This is a genomic window from Bartonella sp. AC130YNZD (assembly GCF_042196865.1).
In the GTDB taxonomy this organism is placed as follows: domain Bacteria; phylum Pseudomonadota; class Alphaproteobacteria; order Rhizobiales; family Rhizobiaceae; genus Bartonella.
In genome coordinates this window covers 37,977-58,982 of the sequence record NZ_JBHIQZ010000002.1, presented here as the reverse complement: position 1 = coordinate 58,982, position 21,006 = coordinate 37,977, and the positions used below count along the sequence as shown (strand labels likewise).

The window sequence follows — 21,006 nt, the reverse complement described above, 5'->3', positions numbered from 1 at the left end:
ATAGTGATTAAAACATCTCATTTTGGTGTTTAAAACGTTAAACTTCACTCTTCTCTTTAAAGTATCCTAAAGAAGAAAGAATTGTATTTTTTTCTGTTTTATCATAATCTAGTAAAAGAAATCATATGGGATATGAAGAGAGAAGGATAGAAAATATCTAAAGAAATTCTTTACAGAAAAATGAAAAAAATCGTCATTTTTTTTATGTTTGGCTCTTTCTTTTTAGCCACAACAATATCAAAGGCAGCAGATGCTTTTGTTACGAGAAATCTTAATTTTAGAACAGGTCCCAGCACTCAGTATGCACTTTGCGGCTTAATCTCTGCTGGAGAATTAGTTTTTGTTAAAAACTGTGAAGGAAATTGGTGCCATATCCGATATAACACTCAAATAGGTTGGGTGTCATCTCGTTATCTTTCATTTAAAGATGGAAATGATCTTTATCACACATATACAATGTCTTTAATGCCCAAACGTACCGATTATTCTCCATAACAGCCATAATAACTTATGCCCTCTTGAATATCATCATGGTAAAAATGCAATAGTGTTCACGAACAACCAAAAATATGCTCCTTCCAAAGAAATACTTCGAAGAATTTGTCTCATAAAAACTTGATCAATATCCTAATGAAAGCTCTAATAAACCAAAATAAATCTGTTCAATAACGTTTTGCTGTTGTCGTAATAAATTTGTAAAAATTAGTATTTTCTTTAAAATCACCAGCACTTTTCTATCAAAGGATACAACAATGAAAAATGGTGTTACTGCAACAGTAGAAGCTCTTTCTGCTCTTATTGCTTCAGGTAATCCTCTTTTTAAGAATGGTGCATTATGGACACCTCACCGCCCTATTCGTCCTGAAAAATCTGAAGGTGGTATTCCATTTCAACTCGAAACATCTTTTAAACCAGCGGGAGATCAACCTCAAGCCATTAAAACTCTGGTTGAGGGAATTCAAAAAAATGAACGTACACAAGTGCTTTTGGGTGTTACCGGCTCAGGAAAAACCTATACAATGGCCAATATCATTGAAAAAACACAGCGTCCAGCTTTAATATTAGCTCCCAATAAAACTTTAGCGGCGCAGCTTTATGGGGAGTTTAAAAGTTTTTTTCCCCACAATGCCGTCGAATATTTTGTTTCCTATTATGACTATTATCAGCCAGAAGCCTACGTTGCACGCTCTGATACCTATATTGAAAAGGAATCCTCAATTAATGAACAAATCGACCGTATGCGCCATGCTGCAACACGTGCTGTCTTAGAGCGTGATGACGTCATTATTGTCGCATCTGTATCCTGTATCTACGGGATTGGTTCAGTAGAAACTTATACTGCTATGACCTTCCAAATAGAAAAAGGGGACAAACTCAATCAACGAAAACTCTTGGCTGATTTAGTCTCTCAACAGTATTATCGACAAGATATCAATTTCATTCGTGGTTCCTTTCGTGTTCGAGGGGATACAATCGAAATTTTCCCTGCCCACCTCGAAGATCGTGCTTGGCGTATTTCGCTCTTTGGCGATGAAGTGGAAACAATTACGGAATTTGATCCTCTAACGGGTCAAAAAACAGGTGATCTTCAATCGATTAAAATTTATGCCAACTCACACTACGTAACACCACGCCCAACACTTAACCAAGCGATGAAATCGATCAAAATGGAACTCGTTCAACGCCTCGATGAATTAAATGCGGCTGGACGTCTTTTAGAAGCACAACGTTTAGAACAACGTACAATTTTTGATTTAGAAATGTTGGAAACTACCGGCTCATGCTCTGGAATCGAGAATTATTCACGCTATTTAACGGGACGAAAACCCGGAGAACCACCACCAACCTTGTTCGAATACATTCCAAATCATGCTCTTGTTTTTATCGATGAAAGCCACGTAACCATTCCCCAAATTGGTGGCATGTACCGAGGTGACTTTCGTAGAAAAGCAACCTTAGCAGAATATGGTTTTCGCCTCCCTTCTTGTATGGATAACCGTCCTTTGCGCTTTGAAGAATGGGATGCTATGCGCCCACAAACGATTGCTGTCTCCGCAACACCTGGACGGTGGGAAATAGAACAATCTCACGGCACTTTTGCAGAACAAGTTATTCGCCCCACAGGGCTTGTTGACCCACCAACAGAGGTTCGTCCAGCCAAAAATCAAGTCGATGATGTTGTGAATGAAATTCGTAAAACAATTCAAAAAGGCTACCGTACATTGGTGACAGTCCTCACAAAGCGTATGGCCGAAGACTTAACTGAATATCTCCACGAACAAGACATTCGTGTACGCTATATGCATTCTGACATTGATACATTAGAGCGCATTGAAATTCTACGCGATCTTCGGCTTGGCACCTTTGATGTCCTCATCGGTATTAACTTGCTCCGAGAAGGCTTAGATATTCCAGAATGTGGTTTTGTTGCCATTCTAGATGCCGATAAAGAGGGCTTTTTGCGCTCTGAAACTTCCCTCATACAAACAATCGGACGTGCTGCACGTAACGTAGATGGCCGTGTTGTCCTCTATGCAGATACGATCACTGGTTCCATAGAACGAGCCTTACTGGAAACACAAAGACGTCGACAAAAACAAATAGCCTATAATGAAGAACACCATATCACACCGAAAAGTATCAAAAAAAATATCGGAGATATTCTTAATTCAGGCTATGAAAACAACCATATTCATACAAATATCCCTGATGTCATCGAGAAAAAAAATATGGTTGGCAACAATTTAGCATCTCATATTAAACACCTCGAAAAATTAATGCATGAAGCAGCTGCTGATCTTAATTTTGAAGAAGCAGCACGCCTTCGCGATGAAATCAAACAATTACAAAAGATAGAACTAGAACTCGCGGAAAATCCCTTAACACATCATAGCGAACAATCCACCCATGAGCGCGTATTACAACCAAGTCTTTTCTCCAAACCAGACCTTGCACACATGGGACCAACCATGGACACTGGTATTTTGGAAAATCAAAAAGGAAAATCTCGTAAAAACACCCCTAATCAAGCAACAATAAAACGAAAAAAACGCAATCAATGAAGGAGCAAAAAATTTCAAACCGCATAAAATAATCTTCAGCTCTTCTAAAAAAAGACGAAAGCTCAAAAGTAAACAGCGTTATCCGAAAAATAGACAACCTCCAACATCAAGGGTGCTTCAATTTGTCTAAAACAACATGAGAGAGAACATTTTATAAAAAAATTCTAAAATATATTATCTTTATACAGTTATACTCTGATATATAAATCAATATTATTTATCCTTACAAGAAAATATTCAAATAGGACACTGTTCTATAACACAAATAAAGTAAAATAAGACTTTCTCATAGAACCATAAGCCTATGATAAAAAATGATAACTTTTATTCATATCCCTATTGTTCAATTCATATTGTACCAAACAATAAAAAATTATCCCTAAATAAAGAGTTTATATCCCATAGTAAAAATCGGGTACTACAAATACAAACTTATTAATTAACCTCAAGAAGAGTACATTAATTGAAATCAAAATTCTGTTATGATTTCATTTTACTGTCTCCGCGATAGATTTAACTAAATAAATTTTTATTTTTTTTGTCACAATAAAGCCCAAAATTGTTCAGGCTCTATTCAGTTTGAAACGTGTAGGGTGTGAAAAATACGAATTTACACAAGGAGCATCATTATGAAAAAAGTGATCAGGTTAGCGGTATTATCAGCAATGTCAACTGTGACCGTTTTGATGCCGCTAAATGCAACGCTTGCGGATATGGCATGGAATCGTAGTGACTCTATCTCGAGAGAAATAGATGATATGATGAGGAAGATGCGTAAAGAAACAGATGATGCGATAAGGGAAATGAGGAAGAAAGCTGATATTCTGCCTTGCGGTTTTTCTCGCTCCCATTGTTCTGATAAAAAACGTGGCTTTTTTTCTGATGATTTCCAAAAGTTTGTTGATGATTTCCACAAGAGTTCTGATGACAACAAGAGAAGATTTAAAGCCAAACATGAAAGGTCTGTAGCCAAACAGAGTAAGATGGAACAACAACAACAACAACATCATCATCACCACCACCACCATTATCATCATGTTGAAAACAAAACATATCATTACGTCGAGCGCAAAAAGACAAAACACAGTAATATTCATATAGACAACTCAGGAGATGCTTTAGCGGTAGGTATTCTTGGTCTTGCAACAGGTACGATTCTTGGTACAATTTTAAAAAAAACAGAACAGCCACAAGTGGTTTATCAAATAGTACCGCAAAATCAAAGAGTTTATCAAGTGCAGCAAACAGTGGCATATGAGCCACTCCAGCAATCATTAGAATCTGATTGGCTTAACTATTGCAAGAAAAAATACCGTTCCTTTAACCCTAAAACAGGGACCTTTCGAGACCGTAATGGTTTGGAACACATTTGTTATGCCCCAATAAATTAACTTCTGTTCCGTCCTACTAAAAAGTCTTAAATGGCAAAAAAACGCTTCAAAGCGTTTTTTTGTTTGCTCATATATTAAAATCTTGAAGAAAAAGATTATTTTGGCGCCCATAGCCTATACTACTTTTGGGATCATGCCCACAGATAAAACAAACATCATCGCCTAAGGGTAAAATTTTTTCTCGAGGGGATTGCATCAATTTTTCATAAGAACAGAAGGAGAAGTCCGTAAGTCCAATAGAACCACAAAAGAGAACATCACCCAAGAGGGCTAAGGCTCTTTTTCATTGAAATAAATAACATGACCAGGGGAATGTCCTGGGGTGTGAAAAACCTTAAACACATGTCCAGCAAAATACACACCCTCACCATCTTCTAACTATATCGAACAACGCACCACGATGCTTTCGGGTGTAAGCCATGATTTAAGATCCATTCTCACCCGTTTTAAACTTCAGCAAGCGTTAGCAAATACTGACTTTGATATCAAGCCGCTTGAACAAGATGTGAGCGACATGCAAAATATGTTAGAAGATTACCTTGCTTTTGCCCGTAGTGAAGAAAGTGAGTATGTTAAAACTTTTGATTTAAATGCTCTCATGCAAAAATTCTCTACCGATGCGCATCTTCACAAACGTCAATTTTCCTACACCATTGAAAGCCCTACACAAATACAAGCACGCCCACGTGCCTTCACGCGTCTCATCAGCAATCTTGTGTCAAATGCATTTTGTCATGCCAATACTGTCAAACTAACAGCCATATCCCAACAAGAATATTTCCATACATCAAAAAAAGTTCCCGCAATATATTATATTTATACAGTTATAATATGATATCGAACTCAATATTTAGCCTCACAAGAGAGTAGTCAAACAGGACTGTATTCAATCACACAAATAAAGTTCTATCTTAGCACCATAATCCTATAATAAAAAACGATAAATTTTATTCATACACCTATTGTTCAATTCATATTGTATCAAGCAATAAAAAATTACTCATCAATAAATAATTTATAACCAATAGTAAAAAATCTGTTGCTCTAAATACAAGCTGCTTAATTAACCTTAAGAAGAATACATTAATTGAAATCAAAATTCTGTCATGATTTTATTTTACTGTATTAATAATAGTTTTAACTAAATGAATTTTTATTTTTTTGTCACAATAAAATCCAAAACTGTTCAGGCTCTATTCAGTTTGACACGTGTAGGATGTGAAAAATACGAATTTACACAAGGAGCATCATTATGAAAAAAGTGATCAGATTAGCGGTATTATCAGCAATGTCTACTGTAACCGTTTTGATGCCATTAGATCCAACGCTTGCGGATATGGCATGGTATCATAACTATGACATGAAAAGGGAGGCTGGTTTACCGTCTCACAATTTTAGCTCCCATTTTTCTCATAGTGAACATCACTCTTTTGATAACCCCCACACGCGTCATTATGTTAGCCATAAATGGGGAGCACAACAACACCAACATGTTGAACACAAGACATATCATTATGTCGAGCGCAAAAAGACAAAACACAGTAGTATTAATATAAATAACTCAGGAGAAGCTTTAGCAATGGGTATTCTTGCTCTTGCAGCAGGTGCACTTCTCGGCAAAATTTTTAAAAAATCAGAACAACCACAAGTTGTTTATCAAACCCTACCACAGCATCAAATTGTATATCAACAGGTTCCACAAGAACAGATAATTTATGAAGCTCCGCAAACGGTGGAATATGAACCAGTACAACAATCATTAGAATCTGATTGGTTTCAATATTGCAAGAAAAAATACCGTTCCTTTAACCCTAAAACAGGAACTTTCCGAGACCGTAATGGTTTGGAACACGTTTGTTATGCCCCAATAAATTAACTTCTGTTCCGTCCTACTAAAAAAGTTTTAAATGGCAAAAAAAACGCTTCAAAGCGTTTTTTTTATTTGCTCATATATTAAAATCTTGAAGAAAAGGATTATTTTGTCGCTCATAGCCTATGCTACTTTTGGGACCATGCCCACAGATAAAACAAACATCATCGCCTAAAGGTAAAACTTTTTCTCGAAGGGATTGCATCAATTTTTCATAAGAACAGAAGGGGAAGTCCGTACGTCCAATAGAACCACGAAAGAGAACATCACCCAAGAGCGCTAAGCGCTCTTTTTCATTGAAATAAATAACATGACCAGGGGAATGTCCTGGGGTGTGAAAAACCTTAAACACATGTCCAGCAAAATGAACGCACTCACCATCTTCTAACCATTGATCAGGAATACAGATGCAAGCATCAGTGATACCATAATTTTTTGCGCTTTCGCTCACGGCATCCATCACAGGCTTATCATCGCGATGTGAACCAATAATTTTTACATTAAGCGCTTCTTTCACTTGCATTGCTGCTCCTACATGATCAAAATGACCATGTGTTATCCAAATAGCCTCAACGATAACACCATTCTTTTCGATTACGTCTTGAATCCGCGGCCAATCACCACCAGGATCAACGAGAACCCCCGTTTTACATTCACTATCAAAAAGCAAAGTACAATTTTGTTGGAATGTTGTAACTGGAATAATATGTATATTAAGACTACCCATAATATCCTTTTCAAAAATAACTTTTTTAAATTTATAAATAAAACTTTCTCTCTTTTAAGGTAAAGGTGCTGCTCGACAGCTTTATACAACTTATGTAAACTTGCATTTTGTGTAAACTAAATTTTTATCAAGGTTTTTTTAAGAATGAGCAATCACGTTCAAGTTTTGTGTGACGATGCCCCTCACCTTCTTGTGATTGATGACGATACACGTATTCGCAATCTTTTATTTCAGTTTCTCATTAAAAATGGATTTCGTGTTTCAGTTTCAGCCAATGCGAATGAAGCAAGACGACTGTTGGCAAGTTTAGATTTTGATCTTCTTATTGTTGATGTCATGATGCCTGGCGAAAACGGTATTGATCTCACTCATTCACTCCGCCAAACAAAAGATGTCCCTATCTTTATGTTAACAGCTTTATCAGAAATAGACAATCGTATCCGTGGATTAGAAGCAGGGGCAGATGATTATCTGGCTAAGCCGTTTGACCCTCGTGAACTTCTCCTTCGTATCAACGCCATTTTACGACGTGGTTTTCCCCCTCACCAACCCAAAATTGAGCAAATAGTTTTTGGTCCTTATATATTTTCAATTTCACGACGCGAACTCAAAAAAGGAGGAGAAATTATTAAATTAACAGATAAAGAACAAGAAATGATGGTCATGTTTGCCGAAAATGCAGGCGATACAATTCCGCGCCATAAATTCGCGATCGATGACAGCAATATAAGTGAACGTGCCATTGATGTGCAGATCAACCGCCTTCGTCGTAAAATCGAAAAAAACCCAGCACTGCCTATATGGCTCCAAACCGTGCGAGGAATAGGGTATAAACTCTCTATTGAATAGGCACAAGAATGATCAAACCTTTAAGATTTTTTCTTCGATGGTTAACGAAAAAAATGCCTAAACGGCTTTATGCTCGCTCTTTGATCATTATCATCGCTCCCATGGTGCTTCTGCAAACGGTCATTGCTTATGTCTTTATGGAACGCCATTGGCAAATGGTAACCGAGCGTCTTTCAACGGCTGTCGTGCATGATATTTCAGCCATTATTGATATTCTTGAAACATATCCCCAACAAGATAACTATGAAGATATCAAGCGTATTGCACAACAACGTATGGGATTAAATATTTCTATTCTATCTCCTACCTCCTTACCCCCTCCAGGACCTAAGCCATTTTTTGCAATTCTTGACTATTTTTTAAGTGAAGAAATCACCCGCCAAATTAACCGTCCCTTCTGGATTGATACCGTAGGAGATTCTGATCTTGTTGAAATCCGTATCCACCTTGGTCACAACATCTTACGCGTCTTTGCTCCACGCAGCCAAGCCTATGCTTCCAATACTGCTATTTTTTTAAGCTGGATGGTAGGAACAGCTCTTGTTTTATTGCTGATAGCAATTTATTTTTTACGCAATCAAATCAAACCGATTCAACAATTGGCTGAAGCAGCAGAAAGCTTTGGCCGCGGTCGTCCTTTACCAAAAGGATTTCAACCACAAGGAGCTGATGAAGTCCGTCGTGCAGGCATCGCTTTTTTACGTATGCGAGAACGTATTGAACGCCAAATCGAACAACGCACCATGATGCTCTCAGGAGTAAGTCATGATTTAAGAACCATTCTTACACGTTTTAAACTTCAGCTAGCATTAGCAAATACTGGCTTTGATATTAAACCGCTTGAGCAAGATGTAAGTGACATGCAAAATATGTTAGAAGATTATCTTGCTTTTGCTCGTGGTGAAGGAAGTGAAAGTGTCAAGACTTTTGATTTAAATGCTCTTATGAAAAAATTCTCCGCCGATGCTCATCTTCACAAACGTCAATTTTCTTACACTATTGAAGGTCCTACAGAAATACAAGTACGTCCCCGTGCTTTTACACGCTTGGTCAGCAATCTTGTATCAAATGCATTTTGTTACGGCACGACCGTTAAACTAACCGCTAACTCTCAACAAGAATCTTTTATATTGATAATCGATGATAATGGACCTGGAATTCATAAAAATATGCGCACAGAAGTTTTTAAGCCATTCTTTCGACTTGATAAAGCGCGAAATCAAGATGCAAGTGGAACAGGGCTTGGTCTTTCTATTGCTCAAGACATAGCACGCAGCCATGGTGGCAATATACAATTAGATGAGAGCCCACTCGGGGGATTGCGCGCTATTCTTGATATCCCCCTATGAGCAATATTTCAGCAAACCATCTGTAAAAATAACAAACTGTATATTTTAGGCATTCCCTACAGTTTCAAACAAAGTGTACTGCAATGCCTTGTAAGCACTTTCTCCCGACAAAGCAACCATCTGAAATGCAACATAATGGCTTTCACAGGCTTTAAGTGCATGTATCAATAATGTTTCAACCTGTATATGAGATGGATGCATCCCACCAGCCAAAAGAAGACCTTGTCGATAAATAACTGAATTATTCCTTTGCCAGTAATCAAAATGTCCCAACAACAACTTTTCATTAATTGCTAGCAATAAGCGCTGTATTTCAGCTGTTCGAGCATTTTTAATAGAAAGATCAAACGAACAAGCTAAATGAAGTGCTTCATGCTCTTCCATCCATGAAAAAGCAAGACGATAGTTTGCGCGTTTTCCTTCCACACAAACGCTAATTTCATCTTGTGCATCCCGCTCAAACGACCAATCATATTCACAGGCAATCTGTTCGATAAAGTCAACAGGGTGCTCTTTTCTTTCTGTGGCGCAAAATGCAAGCCTCATCACAATCCTCAATCATCTTAAAACATTGTCAACAGAATATAAACCGTCTAAACTGTAACAATATTTTGCTACAATCAGAACTTTTACACCAAACAAATACACATAAAAACATCGACAGTACACAAACACCCAGAACACAATCGCGCTGTTTAGGGCAACCTGATAGTCATAAAACGAATCATCAAGTCTTTTCAGTGTATTGATACAATTTCATAGCGCCAGTCCCCCTGATTCAAAAAAATGTATTTTACCCAAAAAAAAAATCAAAAAAAACAAATGCTCCGCTCTAACAGACTCAAGATTAAGCATTTTTTAGTTTCACGCATCATATTGAAAAATTGGGGATATTTTTTTGAAGATTCTTTTTTTTAAACTATTTTACTTTTTTATGTCTGCGTTTTTTTTAATCATCTTTTTTAAAATCATCAAGGCGTCTTTTCAAATCAGCGTTATCAGCATGGATTTTCAGCACCATCTCCTTAAAAGTCTCAAACTCTTCGCGAGAAACAAGATCAAGTTTGTTTGCTATCTTTTCAGCCTGCACACGAAAAGCTGTTCCAGCTTCACGTCGTATGCCTTGCGCAACGTCAGCAGCATCCGTTGCTAATTTTGCTAATTCATCAAGAATACGATTTGATCCATTACGCATAACCTTTTTCCTTAAATTTTAATTATTGACGCACGCATTATAGCGTATTCTCATAACATTTAGATACTGTAATTTGTTCCTTTTACTCTATATTTTACATACTGTGCAGATTTTTCATAATGATTTTGTTTAAGATTTTTTAATATTCCTTTTATCACCATATTTTTTACCACGATAAATCAGTGGAAATCTCCCCCCCTTTCTGACTAGCCTCCCTACTGACTTGACCATTGTGTATTCATCTGTCATTTCTGACCATCAGAGTCACTTCATATTCATCTCGTATAATGTAAGATGCTTAACTCATGAACAATTTGTCTTGTCCAGCCATTGCTTTTCCGTCTTTTCTTGATCCTGTTATTATCCAGCTAGGTCCCATAACACTTCATTGGTATGGACTTGGTTACGTGCTGGGTATTCTTTTTGCTTGGTGGTATGCGCAAAAATTATTAAAAAAAACATCTCTATGGTATAGAAACTGTCCTCCTATGGATAAAGAAAAGATCGGAGATTTTGTTGTATGGTCTGCCATAAGTGTTGTTGTCGGAGGGCGTTTAGGACAAGTTCTTGTATGGGATCCCATTTACTATTTTAACCATCCAAGTGCTATTATTGCCGTATGGGATGGGGGAATGTCCTTTCATGGCGGACTTATTGGTATTATCATTGCTATGATCTGGTTTGCCCGTAAAAATCATATTAACATACGAGCCATGTTTGATATCATTGCTGCAGGTGCTCCTATTGGTATCGGCATTGTACGAATCTGCAACTTCATTAACCAAGAATTATGGGGTAATATTACTACACGTCCTTGGGCTGTTTGTTTTCCTCTCGATCCTTACTATTTACCGCGCCATCCAAGCCAGCTTTACGAAGCATTTATGGAAGGATTTCTTCTCTTCATCATCCTGTGTCTTCTTATTTTTGGGTTCAAAGCATTAAAACGTCCCGGTACTGTATCAGGAACATTTATTATAGGCTACGCAGTAACACGCAGCATTTCTGAAATTTACCGTGCGCCTCAAGAAGATCCAGAATGGTTTTCGACTCTTTTCCATTCTACTGGTTTTACCTATGGCATGGCTTTATCTCTTCCCATGCTTCTTGTAGGGTTTTATCTTCTTCTCCACGCCTTTAAATATAAACCGACAGAAAATGGACAATCTCAAAGAAAAAATTAAAGAAATTATTGTCCTTAATGGACCAATCACTGTTAGCCAATATATGACGTTGGCACTTACAGATCCTCAATTTGGTTATTATCAAACACAAACACCTTTCGGACGTGCTGGTGATTTCATTACAGCACCTGAAATAAGCCAATTATTTGGAGAAATGATTGGCATTTGGACTCTTGCAAGCTGGAAAGCTCAAGGTTATCCTCATCCTTTTATCCTCGCTGAGATAGGTCCAGGACGTGGAACTTTGATGGATGATATTTTGCGAACTATCCAAAAGCTTTCTACAAGAGCATTTAATGCTGCTGAAATTTTTCTGATCGAAATAAGCAAAAAACTTGCAAAAGAACAAAAAAAGCGCCTTTGCTCTTATCAAAAACAAATCCATAGCATTGAAAATTTTAATCAAATTCCTTCAAAACCTCTCTTCCTCATTGCTAATGAATTTCTCGATACACTCCCTATCAACCAATATATTAAAATCAATGGAGAATGGAAAGAGCGCCGCATTACAGTCAATCAAAATGGAGATTTCATCTTTATTGCTGCCCCGCATAAACTTCCCTCTTCTTGTCTACAAACCTATTGTTCTAAAGTGCCTGACGGAACAATTTTTGAACATGCCCCCTTACGGCATCAATTCATGCAACAAATCAGCCACCATTTAGTGCAAGTGACAGGTTCTGCTTTACTTATCGACTATGGTGCTTGTGAGCTTGCCTTTGGCGATACCTTGCAAGCACTCTCAAAACATAGATTTCGTGATGTTTTTGATGCCCCTGGTGAACATGATTTAACATCCCATGTTGATTTTTCTTTTTTAAAAAACATAGCTCTTGAACAGGGCTGTTTTGCTGAAATCTTAGAGCAAGGAGAGTTTCTTTTTAAAATGGGGCTATTGGAGCGCGCAAACCAGCTTGGAGTTGGCAAAAGTGCTCCTTTGCAAGACAAAATCCGCCAAGACATCGAACGGCTCGCTGGTCCAGATCAGATGGGAAAATTATTTAAAGTTTTACATTTCAGTGATAAATATATCTCCATACCTCCCCAATTTTAATGATCGGCGCTTTTGTCAATAAACACATCATTATCTGAAATATTCATTGACAAATATGAACATCTCCATCCTCACTTTAAATAATCTCCATAAGGAACTTTTATGAAATCTATCCCTCATCCCATTCTTGCAAAAAATCTTTCTACTTTACACACCCATGGAATAAAACATGGATTTTTTACACGTCAAGGTGGTATTTCAAAAAATCTTTATCATAGTCTTAATGTTGGGAAAGGTTCAAATGATCAACTTGAATATATTGTACAGAATCGTCTTTTGATTGCCAATTATTTTTCTATTGAAGCGCAAAATTTAGTCACAGTTAATCAAATACACTCCTGTAACGTTGTCGTAGCTCATCAAGCAACTATCGGTGCACCTCCTCAAGCTGATGCTCTCGTTACAACCACCCCAGAACTCGTTATTGGGGTTCTTACAGCAGATTGCGGACCCATTCTGTTTGCTGATCCACAAGCTAGAGTCATCGCTGCAACTCATGCTGGCTGGCGTGGAAGCTTAAATGGAATTATCGAGAAAACAATTGCTGTTATGGAAAAACAAGGAGCCAAAAGACAATCAATAACAGCAGTCCTGGGACCTTGTATTGGCCCTTATCACTATGAAGTAACAAATGAATTTTACGACCAATTTATTGATTACCACAGCAAATACCAAAAATATTTTTTAAAAACAGACAAAATAAATCGCTTTTATTTTAATCTATGGGCATTTATTATAAACCAACTCAAAGAAGCAGGTGTTAATGCTTCTTGTTTAGAGCTTTGTACCTATCAAGATGAACAGCGTTTTTTCTCCTATCGCCGTGCAATACACCGTAACGAACCCGATTACGGACGACAAATTTCTGCTATTATGCTGAAAAACAAAAGATGAGCCCCTTTTATGCTTGAGAACAATACCAAAACTGCAAAACTAAACTTTTTACCCAAATGGAAAAATAAGCCCCATTGTACTTTGCTTTTTTCACGAAATTATCTACCAGCCCATAAAATATGATAGCCTTCGCTATGATCATTTTCAATGTTTGGTTATAATGATTGAAGGCAAGATGATACTTCTTTTTATTACTCCCCTTCATTCATCTTAAATATGAAACATTCCCCATATTGAAAGTATTTTTATAAAGTAATAACTAAAAAGCTTAATCAATATGTATTTCTTTGCCGCATGGAGAAAAAACTTTGCTCTAAAAGTAACAAACTTTTGGAAAAAGAGAAAACATACTGCATAGCTCTTTAATAATAATCAATAAAATTGTAAGGCTTTTGTAATTGTTCTCTTGCAATTTAATAAAAAGAAATTAAAAACCGTGTCGCATTCCCATCATGATGATTCAGAGGTTCTACTATGAAACTTTTCTGCGGAAATTCTAATCCACGCCTAGCTGAAGATGTTGCAAATTATTTGAACATCCCCTTAGGCAAAGCAACTGTAAAGCGCTTTGCTGATCAAGAAATTTTCGTAGAACTGCATGAAAATGTACGTGGACAAGATGTTTTTGTTTTGCAATCTACATCCTATCCCGCAAATGATCATTTGATGGAATTACTCATCATGATTGATGCCCTTCGTCGTTCTTCTGCGCGTCGTATTACAGCTGTTATCCCCTATTTTGGCTATGCCCGCCAAGATAGAAAACCAGGACCACGGACTCCTATTTCTGCAAAACTTGTTGCCAACCTAATTACGGAAGCAGGGGCCCATCGTGTTTTAACATTGGACCTTCATGCAGGACAAATTCAAGGTTTTTTTGATATCCCTACGGATAATCTCTATGCTGTTCCTGTCATTTCTCGCGATGTCAAAGTGCATTATTCTCTTGAAAATGTTATCGTTGTTTCACCTGATGTGGGTGGTGTGGTGCGCGCGCGCGCGCTCGCCAAGCGCTTGAACAGTTTGCTCGCTATTGTGGATAAACGTCGCGAAAACCCCGGTGAATCAGAAGTTATGAATATCATTGGAGATGTATCGGGAAAAGATTGCCTTTTGCTTGATGATATTGTTGATTCAGGTGGAACTTTATGCAATGCAGCAAGTGCTCTGCTTAAACATGGTGCCAATAGTGTCACAGCTTATATCACGCACGGTGTTCTTTCTGGTAATGCAATCGAGCGAATTGCCAATTCAGAGATGAAAGAATTGGTTATTACAGATTCAATTATGCCAACACAAGCTATTGAGAAAACCCATAATATTCGTGTTTTGCCCATTGCCGACCTTATGGGAGAAGCAATAGCAAGGACAGCAGCAGAACAATCGGTTTCCAGCTTATTTGGTTAAAGTGGTTCCCTGGGGTCTCCTGGTGCTGTTTCAACACCAAGATCAGGAAATGCAACAATACGTTGACCACTAAAATGCGTGTGAATAACAATAAGTCCACGCTCTTCAAAGTAGGTTAAAAGTCGGCGTGCACGGCTTAAAGAATGAGTCCCATAAAGCCGTGCTAAAAATGCATCAGATGGACATGGCTTTCCCCCTAATGCGGCCTGTGCCACGTTCAAGAAGACTCCTTGAACATCTTCTTCCAAACTTTCTGATATCTGCAAAATATGTTTCCAATGTTCACTGACAGCCGTTTGTTCATCAACAAAAGCCTGAGCAATAGCCAATTTACGCCGAAATTGTGAAAGATTAAAAGGAACCTTTGACATACCATGGATACGACAACGAACTGAAAAATCTTGATAAAGCACCGCTGTTGAACGATAAAAAGCTTCAGAATCCTCAAGAATTTCCCGAATAATATGTTCTGCTTGCCCGTCACGCTCAACATCAGAAAGTTCAGGAAATAAACTTGGATTTTCTTCCAACAACTCTTGTTTTTTATGCACTACCTCCTCTAACATCTCGTGCATTGACTTTTCCCTCATCGGCTCTCGTGTTTGTTTAAATGGCGTTAAAATTTCCTCTGGTGAAGCAGTAAAAACGAGCTCTTGCACATCATCCCGCTCTGTTGGAAGTGGCATTAATTTAGGGCTAGAAGAGCGTGCCAAAGTTTCAACAGAACCGATAATGATTGGTAAGGGACGTCGTGATAAAGCAGGTCCTAAAGCTATAAAATTTCCCCGTTCAAGATCTCTAAACATTTCCGCTTGACGACGCTCCATTCCCAAGAGATCAGCAGCGCGCACCATATCAATATCTAAAAAAGTCCGCCCTATTAAAAAGTTTGAAGCTTCCGCAGCAACATTTTTGGCAAGCTTAGCCAAACGTTGTGTCGCAATAACACCAGCAAGACCACGTTTACGTCCTCGACACATAAGATTGGTCATAGCGCTCAAAGAAATTTTACGCGCTTCATCAGAAACTTCTCCTGCTGCAGTTGGAGCAAACAATTGTGCTTCATCGACAACGACAAGCATAGGATACCAATAATCACGTTCTACATCAAACAGTGCCCCAAGGAAAGCCCCTACAGCACGCATCTGTTGTTCAGTATCCAAGCCTTCAAGATTAAATACCACTGAAACTCGATGTTGTCGAATGCGATGGGCAATACGAGTCAATTCTAATTCACTACGTTGAGCCTCTACAATAACATGACCAAATTTATCTGCCAAAGTTACAAAATCGCCTTCTGGATCAATTACACAATGCTGCACCCACTTAGCACTTTGCTCCAAAAGACGGCGTAAAAGATGTGATTTTCCTGAACCGGAATTACCTTGTACAAGAAGACGTGTCGCCAATAATTCTTCCAAGTCAAGAAGTGCTGGCATCGATTTATGCAAAGCACGACTCTCTGACATCTCACCCAAGGCAATCTCAACCTTCATAACATCTCCAGTGTTTGATTTTGAACATATCAGCGCCAGCACATATTGGTTGATTCTCCATCCACACCGTAATTTGTAACATTTCCTCCTTTTTAACGGTAGAAATCATCGATTTTTCCCACAACTCTTGCATCTATGAATAGTTTGAACTATAGAACAAACTTCTGCGTAGACACCCTTGGAGGCAACGCAGAATGGAGTGATCGCTGTTGGTTAGCGCATATCTTCATATCCATGCAAAAACTATTACTGTTTTTGAAGGATCTCCAATCATGTAAAAAGGACTTAAATTATGAGCAAAAGCTACACTCTTAAGGCTGAAAAACGCGAGCGGGTTGGTAAGGGGTCCTCCCGTGAACTTCGCCGCAACGGTCTTATTCCTGCTGTCATTTATGGTGAAAAACAACCACCCTTGGCAATAACAGTTCCCTATAAAGAAATTTTCTACAAAATTCATGCCGGTGGCTTTCGTACCACCATTGCAACGATTATTCTTGACAAGCAAAAAATTATGGTTTTGCCAAAAGATTATCAATTAGATCCCGTGCGTGACTTTCCCCTCCATGTAGACTTTTTGCGCATCTCAGAAAAATCCGTTGTAGAAGTGAATATTCCTGTCCACTTCCTCAATGAAGATACGGCACCTGGACTTAAAAAGGGTGGTGTCCTCAATATTGTTCGGCACGAAATTGAATGTACAGCTCCAGCAAGTGCTATTCCTGAAGCTATTGAAATTGATCTCTCCAGCTACTCTATTGGTGATTCTATTCACATTTCAGCAGTGCAACTGCCAAAAGATGTGACTCCCATCATCCAAGATCGAGACTTTACCATTGCAACCATTGCAGCTCCTGCTGGCATGGATGTCAGCGATGAAACTTCTGAACAAGAAAATGATGAAGAAGACACGGAAACTTCATAAAACTCAAAAGGCGGGAATTTTTTCCGCCTTAATTTATGAGACATTACCCTTACTCATACTTTGACTGAAGATACACATGTGGCTTATTGCTGGTCTTGGCAATCCTGGTTTACAATATCAAAATAACCGCCATAATATCGGTTTTATGGCTGTTGATGCCATTTATCAGTCCTTCTCTTTTTCTCCATGGTCAAAGAAGTTTCAAGCAGAAATCTCCAATGGTTTCATAAATAATGAGAAAATTTTTCTTATAAAACCACAAACTTTCATGAATCTTTCTGGTCAAGCTATCGGTGAAGCTTTGCGATTTTATAAATTAGATTTAAAGAATTTGATCATCATTTATGATGAGCTAGACCTGTCACCGGGGAAAGTTCGTATAAAAATTGGTGGAGGAAATAATGGGCATAATGGCATTAAGTCTATTGATGCCCATTGTGGTACTGACTATTGTCGTATACGCATAGGAATTGGTCATCCTGGAAGCAAAGAACTTGTTCATCAGCATGTCCTGGGAAATTTTACCAAATCTGATCAAGAATGGTTATCCCCTCTTTTAGAGACAATCGCAAAAAATATCGCTCTCCTTATAAAAGATGATAAATCCCTCTTTATGAATGAAGTTTCACAAACGATAAAAAACAATTAGAACCATTGGCTTGCATGTCCCAGTCGCGTGAAGAATATGAATAAGAACTCTTAAAAAAATCCTCTTATAAACTTAAGGCAAAATCTGTTGGCAACGTGAGAAGCTAAAAAATAGAACAGAATACAAGCTTGTATACACCTTTGAAAAAGAAAGGCTTTTATTCTCTTTTGAGAGAAAGAGAAGATTGAACAGCAAACCAAAATACTCAAACGGCTCTCTCCAATCTTCTCCCCTAAATTAAAAAAAATCATTTGGCTGAATGGTCGACTGTAGCGGATCGTAACCATTTGATTGTTGACTATAAACTGTAGGAATACTCCTATTGTTTTGCAATACCACAACACGCGAACCAACGGAAACACGATCATAAAGATCAATAATATCTTGATTAAGCAAACGGATACACCCACTTGAAATAGCACGCCCAATTGACCACGATTCGTGTGAACCATGAATACGGAAAAGTGTATCTTTCCCATTTTTGAACAAATAAAGTGCCCGCGCACCTAATGGATTATCGGGCCCTGGTGGCATTCCTTTCCCAAGATGACCATAACGTTCTGGTTCTCGAGCCATCATAGCTGCAGTAGGAGCCCAATTTGGCCACCGACGCTTGCGCTGTATAACCCCCTCACCTTCAAATGCTAGGCCTTCTTTACCGACACCAATCCCATAACGCAAAGCTTTTCCATTTTCACCAATAAGGTAAAGAAAACACTCTTGCGTATCGATAACCAATGTTCCAGGCGCATAAGATGTATAATAAATCACCTCTTGTCGCCAATATTTTGGATCAATTGTCGCAAGATCAACAGCAGGTAACGAATAGGTCTCATTCGTTACAGGACCATACAAAGCCTGTATTTCTGGTGGAATGTATCGAACTTGTTGAAAAGGTACCGATGACATATCTGACTGACGTGTAGCACATCCAGCCAAAGCCAAAAGTGCTGCAATTAAAAAGGCACAACGAGATAACACTCTTCTATTTTCTCCGATTAATTATTTATGCAGATTTGCATACCATGAAAAACTTAGCACAATATTAACATTAATTCGAAGTTTTCTTATCCTTGTAACTAAGGAGAACAATAAGGCAAGAAGAACTAAGGTAAAAAAGTAGATACCTACTACTTTAGACTTTTTTCTCACTTATCGCAAGACAAGGACTATAACTCTTCTGAAAATATGCTATAAAAAGGAAGCTTTATCTTGACCATAAAATCAATAGAAAAGAAAGATTCTCATGGGCTTTAAATGCGGTATTGTCGGATTACCTAATGTCGGGAAATCAACTCTTTTTAATGCATTAACAAAAACAGCCACGGCACAGGCTGCCAATTATCCTTTTTGTACCATTGAACCCAATACCGGTGAAGTTGCTGTTCCAGATTTACGAATGGAAAAAATTGCATCAATCGCTGGTTCAAAAGAAATGATTCCTACACGCATTAACTTCGTCGATATTGCGGGGCTTGTGCGAGGAGCTTCAAAAGGCGAAGGTTTAGGAAACAAGTTTTTAGCCAATATTCGCGAAGTCGATGCCATTGTCCACGTTTTACGCTGTTTTCAAAATGAAGATATTACCCATGTAGAGGGACGTATTGATCCTGTTTGTGATGCGACAACGGTTGAAACCGAACTCATGCTTGCGGATCTTGAAAATCTTGAGAGACGAATCATACAAATCCGTAAACGAGCAACCGGAAAAGACAAAGAAGCTCTCACAATTTTACCTATTATGGAAAAAGCATTAAACATACTGCAACAGGGAAACCCTGTCCGGTTATTACTCAAAGATATTTCTTCCGATGAACACCATATTCTTAAGAGTTTGAATCTTTTAACCTCCAAGCCTGTACTTTATGTTTGTAATGTAAGCGAAAATGACGCCGCTCATGGAAATAGCTTTACCCAAACAGTTGAAAAAATGGCAACAAAGCAAAATGCGCAAAGCATTATCATTTCTGCTTCTATCGAAGCGGAAATTACACAACTGAGTGATGCTGAAGCATCAGAATATCTCAATGCTCTAGGGCTCTTTGAACCGAGTCTCAATCGCCTCATTCGCGCTGGTTACCATTTACTTGATCTCATTACTTACTTCACCTGTGGACCTAAGGAAACACGAGCATGGACAATTACACGTGGTACAAAAGCTCCCCAAGCAGCTGGTGTTATTCATTCAGATTTTGAGCGCGGTTTCATTCGTGCGCAAACCATCAGCTATAATGACTATATTGCTCTGGGTGGAGAAAGCGGTGCAAAGGAAGCAGGGAAAGCCCGCGATGAAGGAAAGGAATACATTGTGCAAGATGGCGATATCATGTTATTTAAACATAATACTTAAATCTTCACTCTGTCTTAATAGTTTATCTTGAAAACTTTGGTAATAGCTCCTTGGAATCTTGTCGTAAAAATTCTCAAGAGTTTTTAGAACAAAAAAGCTGTTGCTAGCATATGATTGTGATAGCAACAGCTTGACCCATTAAAGAATAGAAATATAAAATTAGCGTGTCCAACGCCCTTCGTATTTAAATGTTGGAGCGTTCTTTAAAGAATCTTTTGTCGCATTTGTAATGAGTTTCCATTTACCATAATCATTTGTCATCTGGATTGTTTCTGGAGAAACGACCACATAACTCTCGCCTATGCCAAGAAAACCACCAACAGCAATAACAAATCCTGCAATATTATTTTCACGTAAAATAATATCTTTTACTTCACCAATATTTTCATCTTCTATATTATATACATTGGCGCCTATAAGACTGGAAGCAACAAAATCCGTTGCTAAAGGTGTCACATAACGCACAGACTTATCTATCCCTACCTGTACAATACCCGTCGAAGAGATCATTTCAGGTTTTGAAGGCACTTCAAAAGACTGAGCATAAGTACTAGAAACCATCAAAATTGACATAAGAGTAGTACATGCAATTTTTTTCATTTTAACA

General features: G+C 38.1%; 19 protein-coding genes and 2 pseudogenes. 14 read left to right on the top strand and 7 right to left on the bottom strand.

Features of this window, described 5'->3' with window-relative positions:
* Positions 1 to 180: 180 nt before the first annotated feature.
* From ACFINU_RS01205 to ACFINU_RS01195, 3 genes are all read left to right on the top strand, one after another.
* Complete coding sequence (locus tag ACFINU_RS01205; RefSeq protein WP_375617614.1) at positions 181 to 495, top strand: SH3 domain-containing protein; 315 nt, start codon at positions 181 to 183, stop codon at positions 493 to 495.
* A gap of 257 nt (positions 496 to 752) precedes the next feature.
* A complete protein-coding gene (gene uvrB, locus ACFINU_RS01200) occupies positions 753 to 3,062 on the top strand; it encodes an excinuclease ABC subunit UvrB (RefSeq protein WP_375617613.1) in 2,310 nt (769 codons plus the stop codon).
* A gap of 629 nt (positions 3,063 to 3,691) precedes the next feature.
* Entirely contained in the window at positions 3,692 to 4,453 is a 762-nt protein-coding gene (locus tag ACFINU_RS01195; RefSeq protein ID WP_375667309.1) for a BA14K family protein, read from the top strand.
* 67 nt (positions 4,454 to 4,520) lie between these two features.
* Here ACFINU_RS01195 and ACFINU_RS01190 read toward each other — a convergent pair.
* Positions 4,521 to 4,831, bottom strand: a pseudogene (locus ACFINU_RS01190) (MBL fold metallo-hydrolase); the annotation flags it as partial.
* A 4-nt stretch (positions 4,832 to 4,835) separates the two neighbouring features.
* On the opposite strand from ACFINU_RS01190, the pseudogene ACFINU_RS01185 reads away from it, so the two are divergent.
* Positions 4,836 to 5,234, top strand: a pseudogene (locus ACFINU_RS01185) (sensor histidine kinase); the annotation flags it as partial.
* Positions 5,235 to 5,705: 471 nt separating this feature from the next.
* Positions 5,706 to 6,329 (top strand): BA14K family protein, encoded by a 624-nt coding sequence (locus ACFINU_RS01180; protein WP_375617611.1) that lies wholly within the window; start codon positions 5,706 to 5,708, stop codon positions 6,327 to 6,329.
* Positions 6,330 to 6,399: 70 nt separating this feature from the next.
* Here ACFINU_RS01180 and ACFINU_RS01175 read toward each other — a convergent pair whose 3' ends face one another.
* Positions 6,400 to 7,050, bottom strand: a complete 651-nt coding sequence (locus tag ACFINU_RS01175) for an MBL fold metallo-hydrolase (RefSeq protein WP_375617610.1) — start codon at positions 7,048 to 7,050, stop codon at positions 6,400 to 6,402.
* Between the two features lie 144 nt (positions 7,051 to 7,194).
* Between ACFINU_RS01175 and ACFINU_RS01170 the strand changes: the two genes are divergently transcribed.
* Together ACFINU_RS01170 and ACFINU_RS01165 are read left to right on the top strand one after the other, a co-directional pair.
* Positions 7,195 to 7,899 carry a response regulator gene (locus tag ACFINU_RS01170; protein ID WP_375617609.1) on the top strand — a complete coding sequence of 235 codons (705 nt, stop codon included), beginning with the start codon at positions 7,195 to 7,197 and terminating at the stop codon, positions 7,897 to 7,899.
* Between the two features lie 8 nt (positions 7,900 to 7,907).
* Positions 7,908 to 9,248, top strand: coding sequence for an ATP-binding protein (locus ACFINU_RS01165; RefSeq protein ID WP_375617608.1), 1,341 nt, complete (start codon positions 7,908 to 7,910; stop codon positions 9,246 to 9,248).
* Positions 9,249 to 9,293: 45 nt separating this feature from the next.
* Here the strand turns inward: ACFINU_RS01165 and ACFINU_RS01160 are convergent, their stop codons facing one another.
* Both ACFINU_RS01160 and ACFINU_RS01155 read right to left on the bottom strand, forming a co-directional pair.
* On the bottom strand, positions 9,294 to 9,794 hold the full coding sequence (locus tag ACFINU_RS01160) for a YbjN domain-containing protein (protein ID WP_273724125.1): 501 nt from the start codon (positions 9,792 to 9,794) through the stop codon (positions 9,294 to 9,296).
* A 403-nt stretch (positions 9,795 to 10,197) separates the two neighbouring features.
* On the bottom strand, positions 10,198 to 10,443 hold the full coding sequence (locus ACFINU_RS01155) for an accessory factor UbiK family protein (RefSeq protein WP_375617607.1): 246 nt from the start codon (positions 10,441 to 10,443) through the stop codon (positions 10,198 to 10,200).
* Between the two features lie 305 nt (positions 10,444 to 10,748).
* On the opposite strand from ACFINU_RS01155, the gene lgt reads away from it, so the two are divergent.
* The 4 genes from lgt (at position 10,749) to ACFINU_RS01135 (ending at position 14,982) form a co-directional block, all read left to right on the top strand.
* Positions 10,749 to 11,627 (top strand): prolipoprotein diacylglyceryl transferase, encoded by an 879-nt coding sequence (gene lgt, locus ACFINU_RS01150; RefSeq protein ID WP_375617606.1) that lies wholly within the window; start codon positions 10,749 to 10,751, stop codon positions 11,625 to 11,627.
* Positions 11,602 to 12,681 carry a class I SAM-dependent methyltransferase gene (locus tag ACFINU_RS01145; RefSeq protein WP_375617605.1) on the top strand — a complete coding sequence of 360 codons (1,080 nt, stop codon included), beginning with the start codon at positions 11,602 to 11,604 and terminating at the stop codon, positions 12,679 to 12,681. The genes lgt and ACFINU_RS01145 overlap by 26 nt, the downstream gene beginning before the upstream one ends.
* 102 nt (positions 12,682 to 12,783) lie before the next feature.
* Positions 12,784 to 13,575: a peptidoglycan editing factor PgeF gene (gene pgeF / locus ACFINU_RS01140; RefSeq protein WP_375617604.1), complete on the top strand. Its 792-nt coding sequence runs from the start codon at positions 12,784 to 12,786 to the stop codon at positions 13,573 to 13,575.
* Between the two features lie 474 nt (positions 13,576 to 14,049).
* Positions 14,050 to 14,982 (top strand): ribose-phosphate pyrophosphokinase, encoded by a 933-nt coding sequence (locus tag ACFINU_RS01135; RefSeq protein WP_375617603.1) that lies wholly within the window; start codon positions 14,050 to 14,052, stop codon positions 14,980 to 14,982.
* Here ACFINU_RS01135 and ACFINU_RS01130 read toward each other — a convergent pair.
* The gene (locus tag ACFINU_RS01130; RefSeq protein WP_375617602.1) at positions 14,979 to 16,478 is read right to left on the bottom strand and encodes a helicase HerA domain-containing protein; all 1,500 of its coding nucleotides are present in this window, start codon (positions 16,476 to 16,478) and stop codon (positions 14,979 to 14,981) included. The genes ACFINU_RS01135 and ACFINU_RS01130 overlap by 4 nt on opposite strands.
* A gap of 292 nt (positions 16,479 to 16,770) precedes the next feature.
* Here ACFINU_RS01130 and ACFINU_RS01125 point away from each other — a divergent pair, with 292 nt between their 5' ends.
* Both ACFINU_RS01125 and pth read left to right on the top strand, forming a co-directional pair.
* Entirely contained in the window at positions 16,771 to 17,400 is a 630-nt protein-coding gene (locus ACFINU_RS01125) for a 50S ribosomal protein L25/general stress protein Ctc (RefSeq protein ID WP_375617601.1), read from the top strand.
* 76 nt (positions 17,401 to 17,476) lie between these two features.
* On the top strand, positions 17,477 to 18,049 hold the full coding sequence (gene pth, locus ACFINU_RS01120) for an aminoacyl-tRNA hydrolase (protein WP_375617600.1): 573 nt from the start codon (positions 17,477 to 17,479) through the stop codon (positions 18,047 to 18,049).
* A 237-nt stretch (positions 18,050 to 18,286) separates the two neighbouring features.
* Here pth and ACFINU_RS01115 read toward each other — a convergent pair whose 3' ends face one another.
* Positions 18,287 to 19,030, bottom strand: coding sequence for a L,D-transpeptidase (locus ACFINU_RS01115; protein WP_375617599.1), 744 nt, complete (start codon positions 19,028 to 19,030; stop codon positions 18,287 to 18,289).
* 265 nt (positions 19,031 to 19,295) lie between these two features.
* Here ACFINU_RS01115 and ychF point away from each other — a divergent pair, with 265 nt between their 5' ends.
* On the top strand, positions 19,296 to 20,399 hold the full coding sequence (gene ychF, locus ACFINU_RS01110) for a redox-regulated ATPase YchF (protein ID WP_375617598.1): 1,104 nt from the start codon (positions 19,296 to 19,298) through the stop codon (positions 20,397 to 20,399).
* A gap of 159 nt (positions 20,400 to 20,558) precedes the next feature.
* Here ychF and ACFINU_RS01105 read toward each other — a convergent pair whose 3' ends face one another.
* Positions 20,559 to 20,999, bottom strand: a complete 441-nt coding sequence (locus ACFINU_RS01105) for a PRC-barrel domain-containing protein (RefSeq protein ID WP_375611176.1) — start codon at positions 20,997 to 20,999, stop codon at positions 20,559 to 20,561.
* Between the last annotated feature and the right edge of the window lie 7 nt (positions 21,000 to 21,006).

Coding starts and splice junctions, on each gene's coding strand:
- ACFINU_RS01205 (WP_375617614.1), top strand. CDS start 181: ATGAAAAAAATCGTCATTTTTTTTATGTTTGGCTCTTTCTTTTTAGCC.
- uvrB (WP_375617613.1), top strand. CDS start 753: ATGAAAAATGGTGTTACTGCAACAGTAGAAGCTCTTTCTGCTCTTATT.
- ACFINU_RS01195 (WP_375667309.1), top strand. CDS start 3,692: ATGAAAAAAGTGATCAGGTTAGCGGTATTATCAGCAATGTCAACTGTG.
- ACFINU_RS01180 (WP_375617611.1), top strand. CDS start 5,706: ATGAAAAAAGTGATCAGATTAGCGGTATTATCAGCAATGTCTACTGTA.
- ACFINU_RS01175 (WP_375617610.1), bottom strand. CDS start 7,050: ATGGGTAGTCTTAATATACATATTATTCCAGTTACAACATTCCAACAA.
- ACFINU_RS01170 (WP_375617609.1), top strand. CDS start 7,195: ATGAGCAATCACGTTCAAGTTTTGTGTGACGATGCCCCTCACCTTCTT.
- ACFINU_RS01165 (WP_375617608.1), top strand. CDS start 7,908: ATGATCAAACCTTTAAGATTTTTTCTTCGATGGTTAACGAAAAAAATG.
- ACFINU_RS01160 (WP_273724125.1), bottom strand. CDS start 9,794: ATGAGGCTTGCATTTTGCGCCACAGAAAGAAAAGAGCACCCTGTTGAC.
- ACFINU_RS01155 (WP_375617607.1), bottom strand. CDS start 10,443: ATGCGTAATGGATCAAATCGTATTCTTGATGAATTAGCAAAATTAGCA.
- lgt (WP_375617606.1), top strand. CDS start 10,749: ATGAACAATTTGTCTTGTCCAGCCATTGCTTTTCCGTCTTTTCTTGAT.
- ACFINU_RS01145 (WP_375617605.1), top strand. CDS start 11,602: ATGGACAATCTCAAAGAAAAAATTAAAGAAATTATTGTCCTTAATGGA.
- pgeF (WP_375617604.1), top strand. CDS start 12,784: ATGAAATCTATCCCTCATCCCATTCTTGCAAAAAATCTTTCTACTTTA.
- ACFINU_RS01135 (WP_375617603.1), top strand. CDS start 14,050: ATGAAACTTTTCTGCGGAAATTCTAATCCACGCCTAGCTGAAGATGTT.
- ACFINU_RS01130 (WP_375617602.1), bottom strand. CDS start 16,478: ATGAAGGTTGAGATTGCCTTGGGTGAGATGTCAGAGAGTCGTGCTTTG.
- ACFINU_RS01125 (WP_375617601.1), top strand. CDS start 16,771: ATGAGCAAAAGCTACACTCTTAAGGCTGAAAAACGCGAGCGGGTTGGT.
- pth (WP_375617600.1), top strand. CDS start 17,477: ATGTGGCTTATTGCTGGTCTTGGCAATCCTGGTTTACAATATCAAAAT.
- ychF (WP_375617598.1), top strand. CDS start 19,296: ATGGGCTTTAAATGCGGTATTGTCGGATTACCTAATGTCGGGAAATCA.
- ACFINU_RS01105 (WP_375611176.1), bottom strand. CDS start 20,999: ATGAAAAAAATTGCATGTACTACTCTTATGTCAATTTTGATGGTTTCT.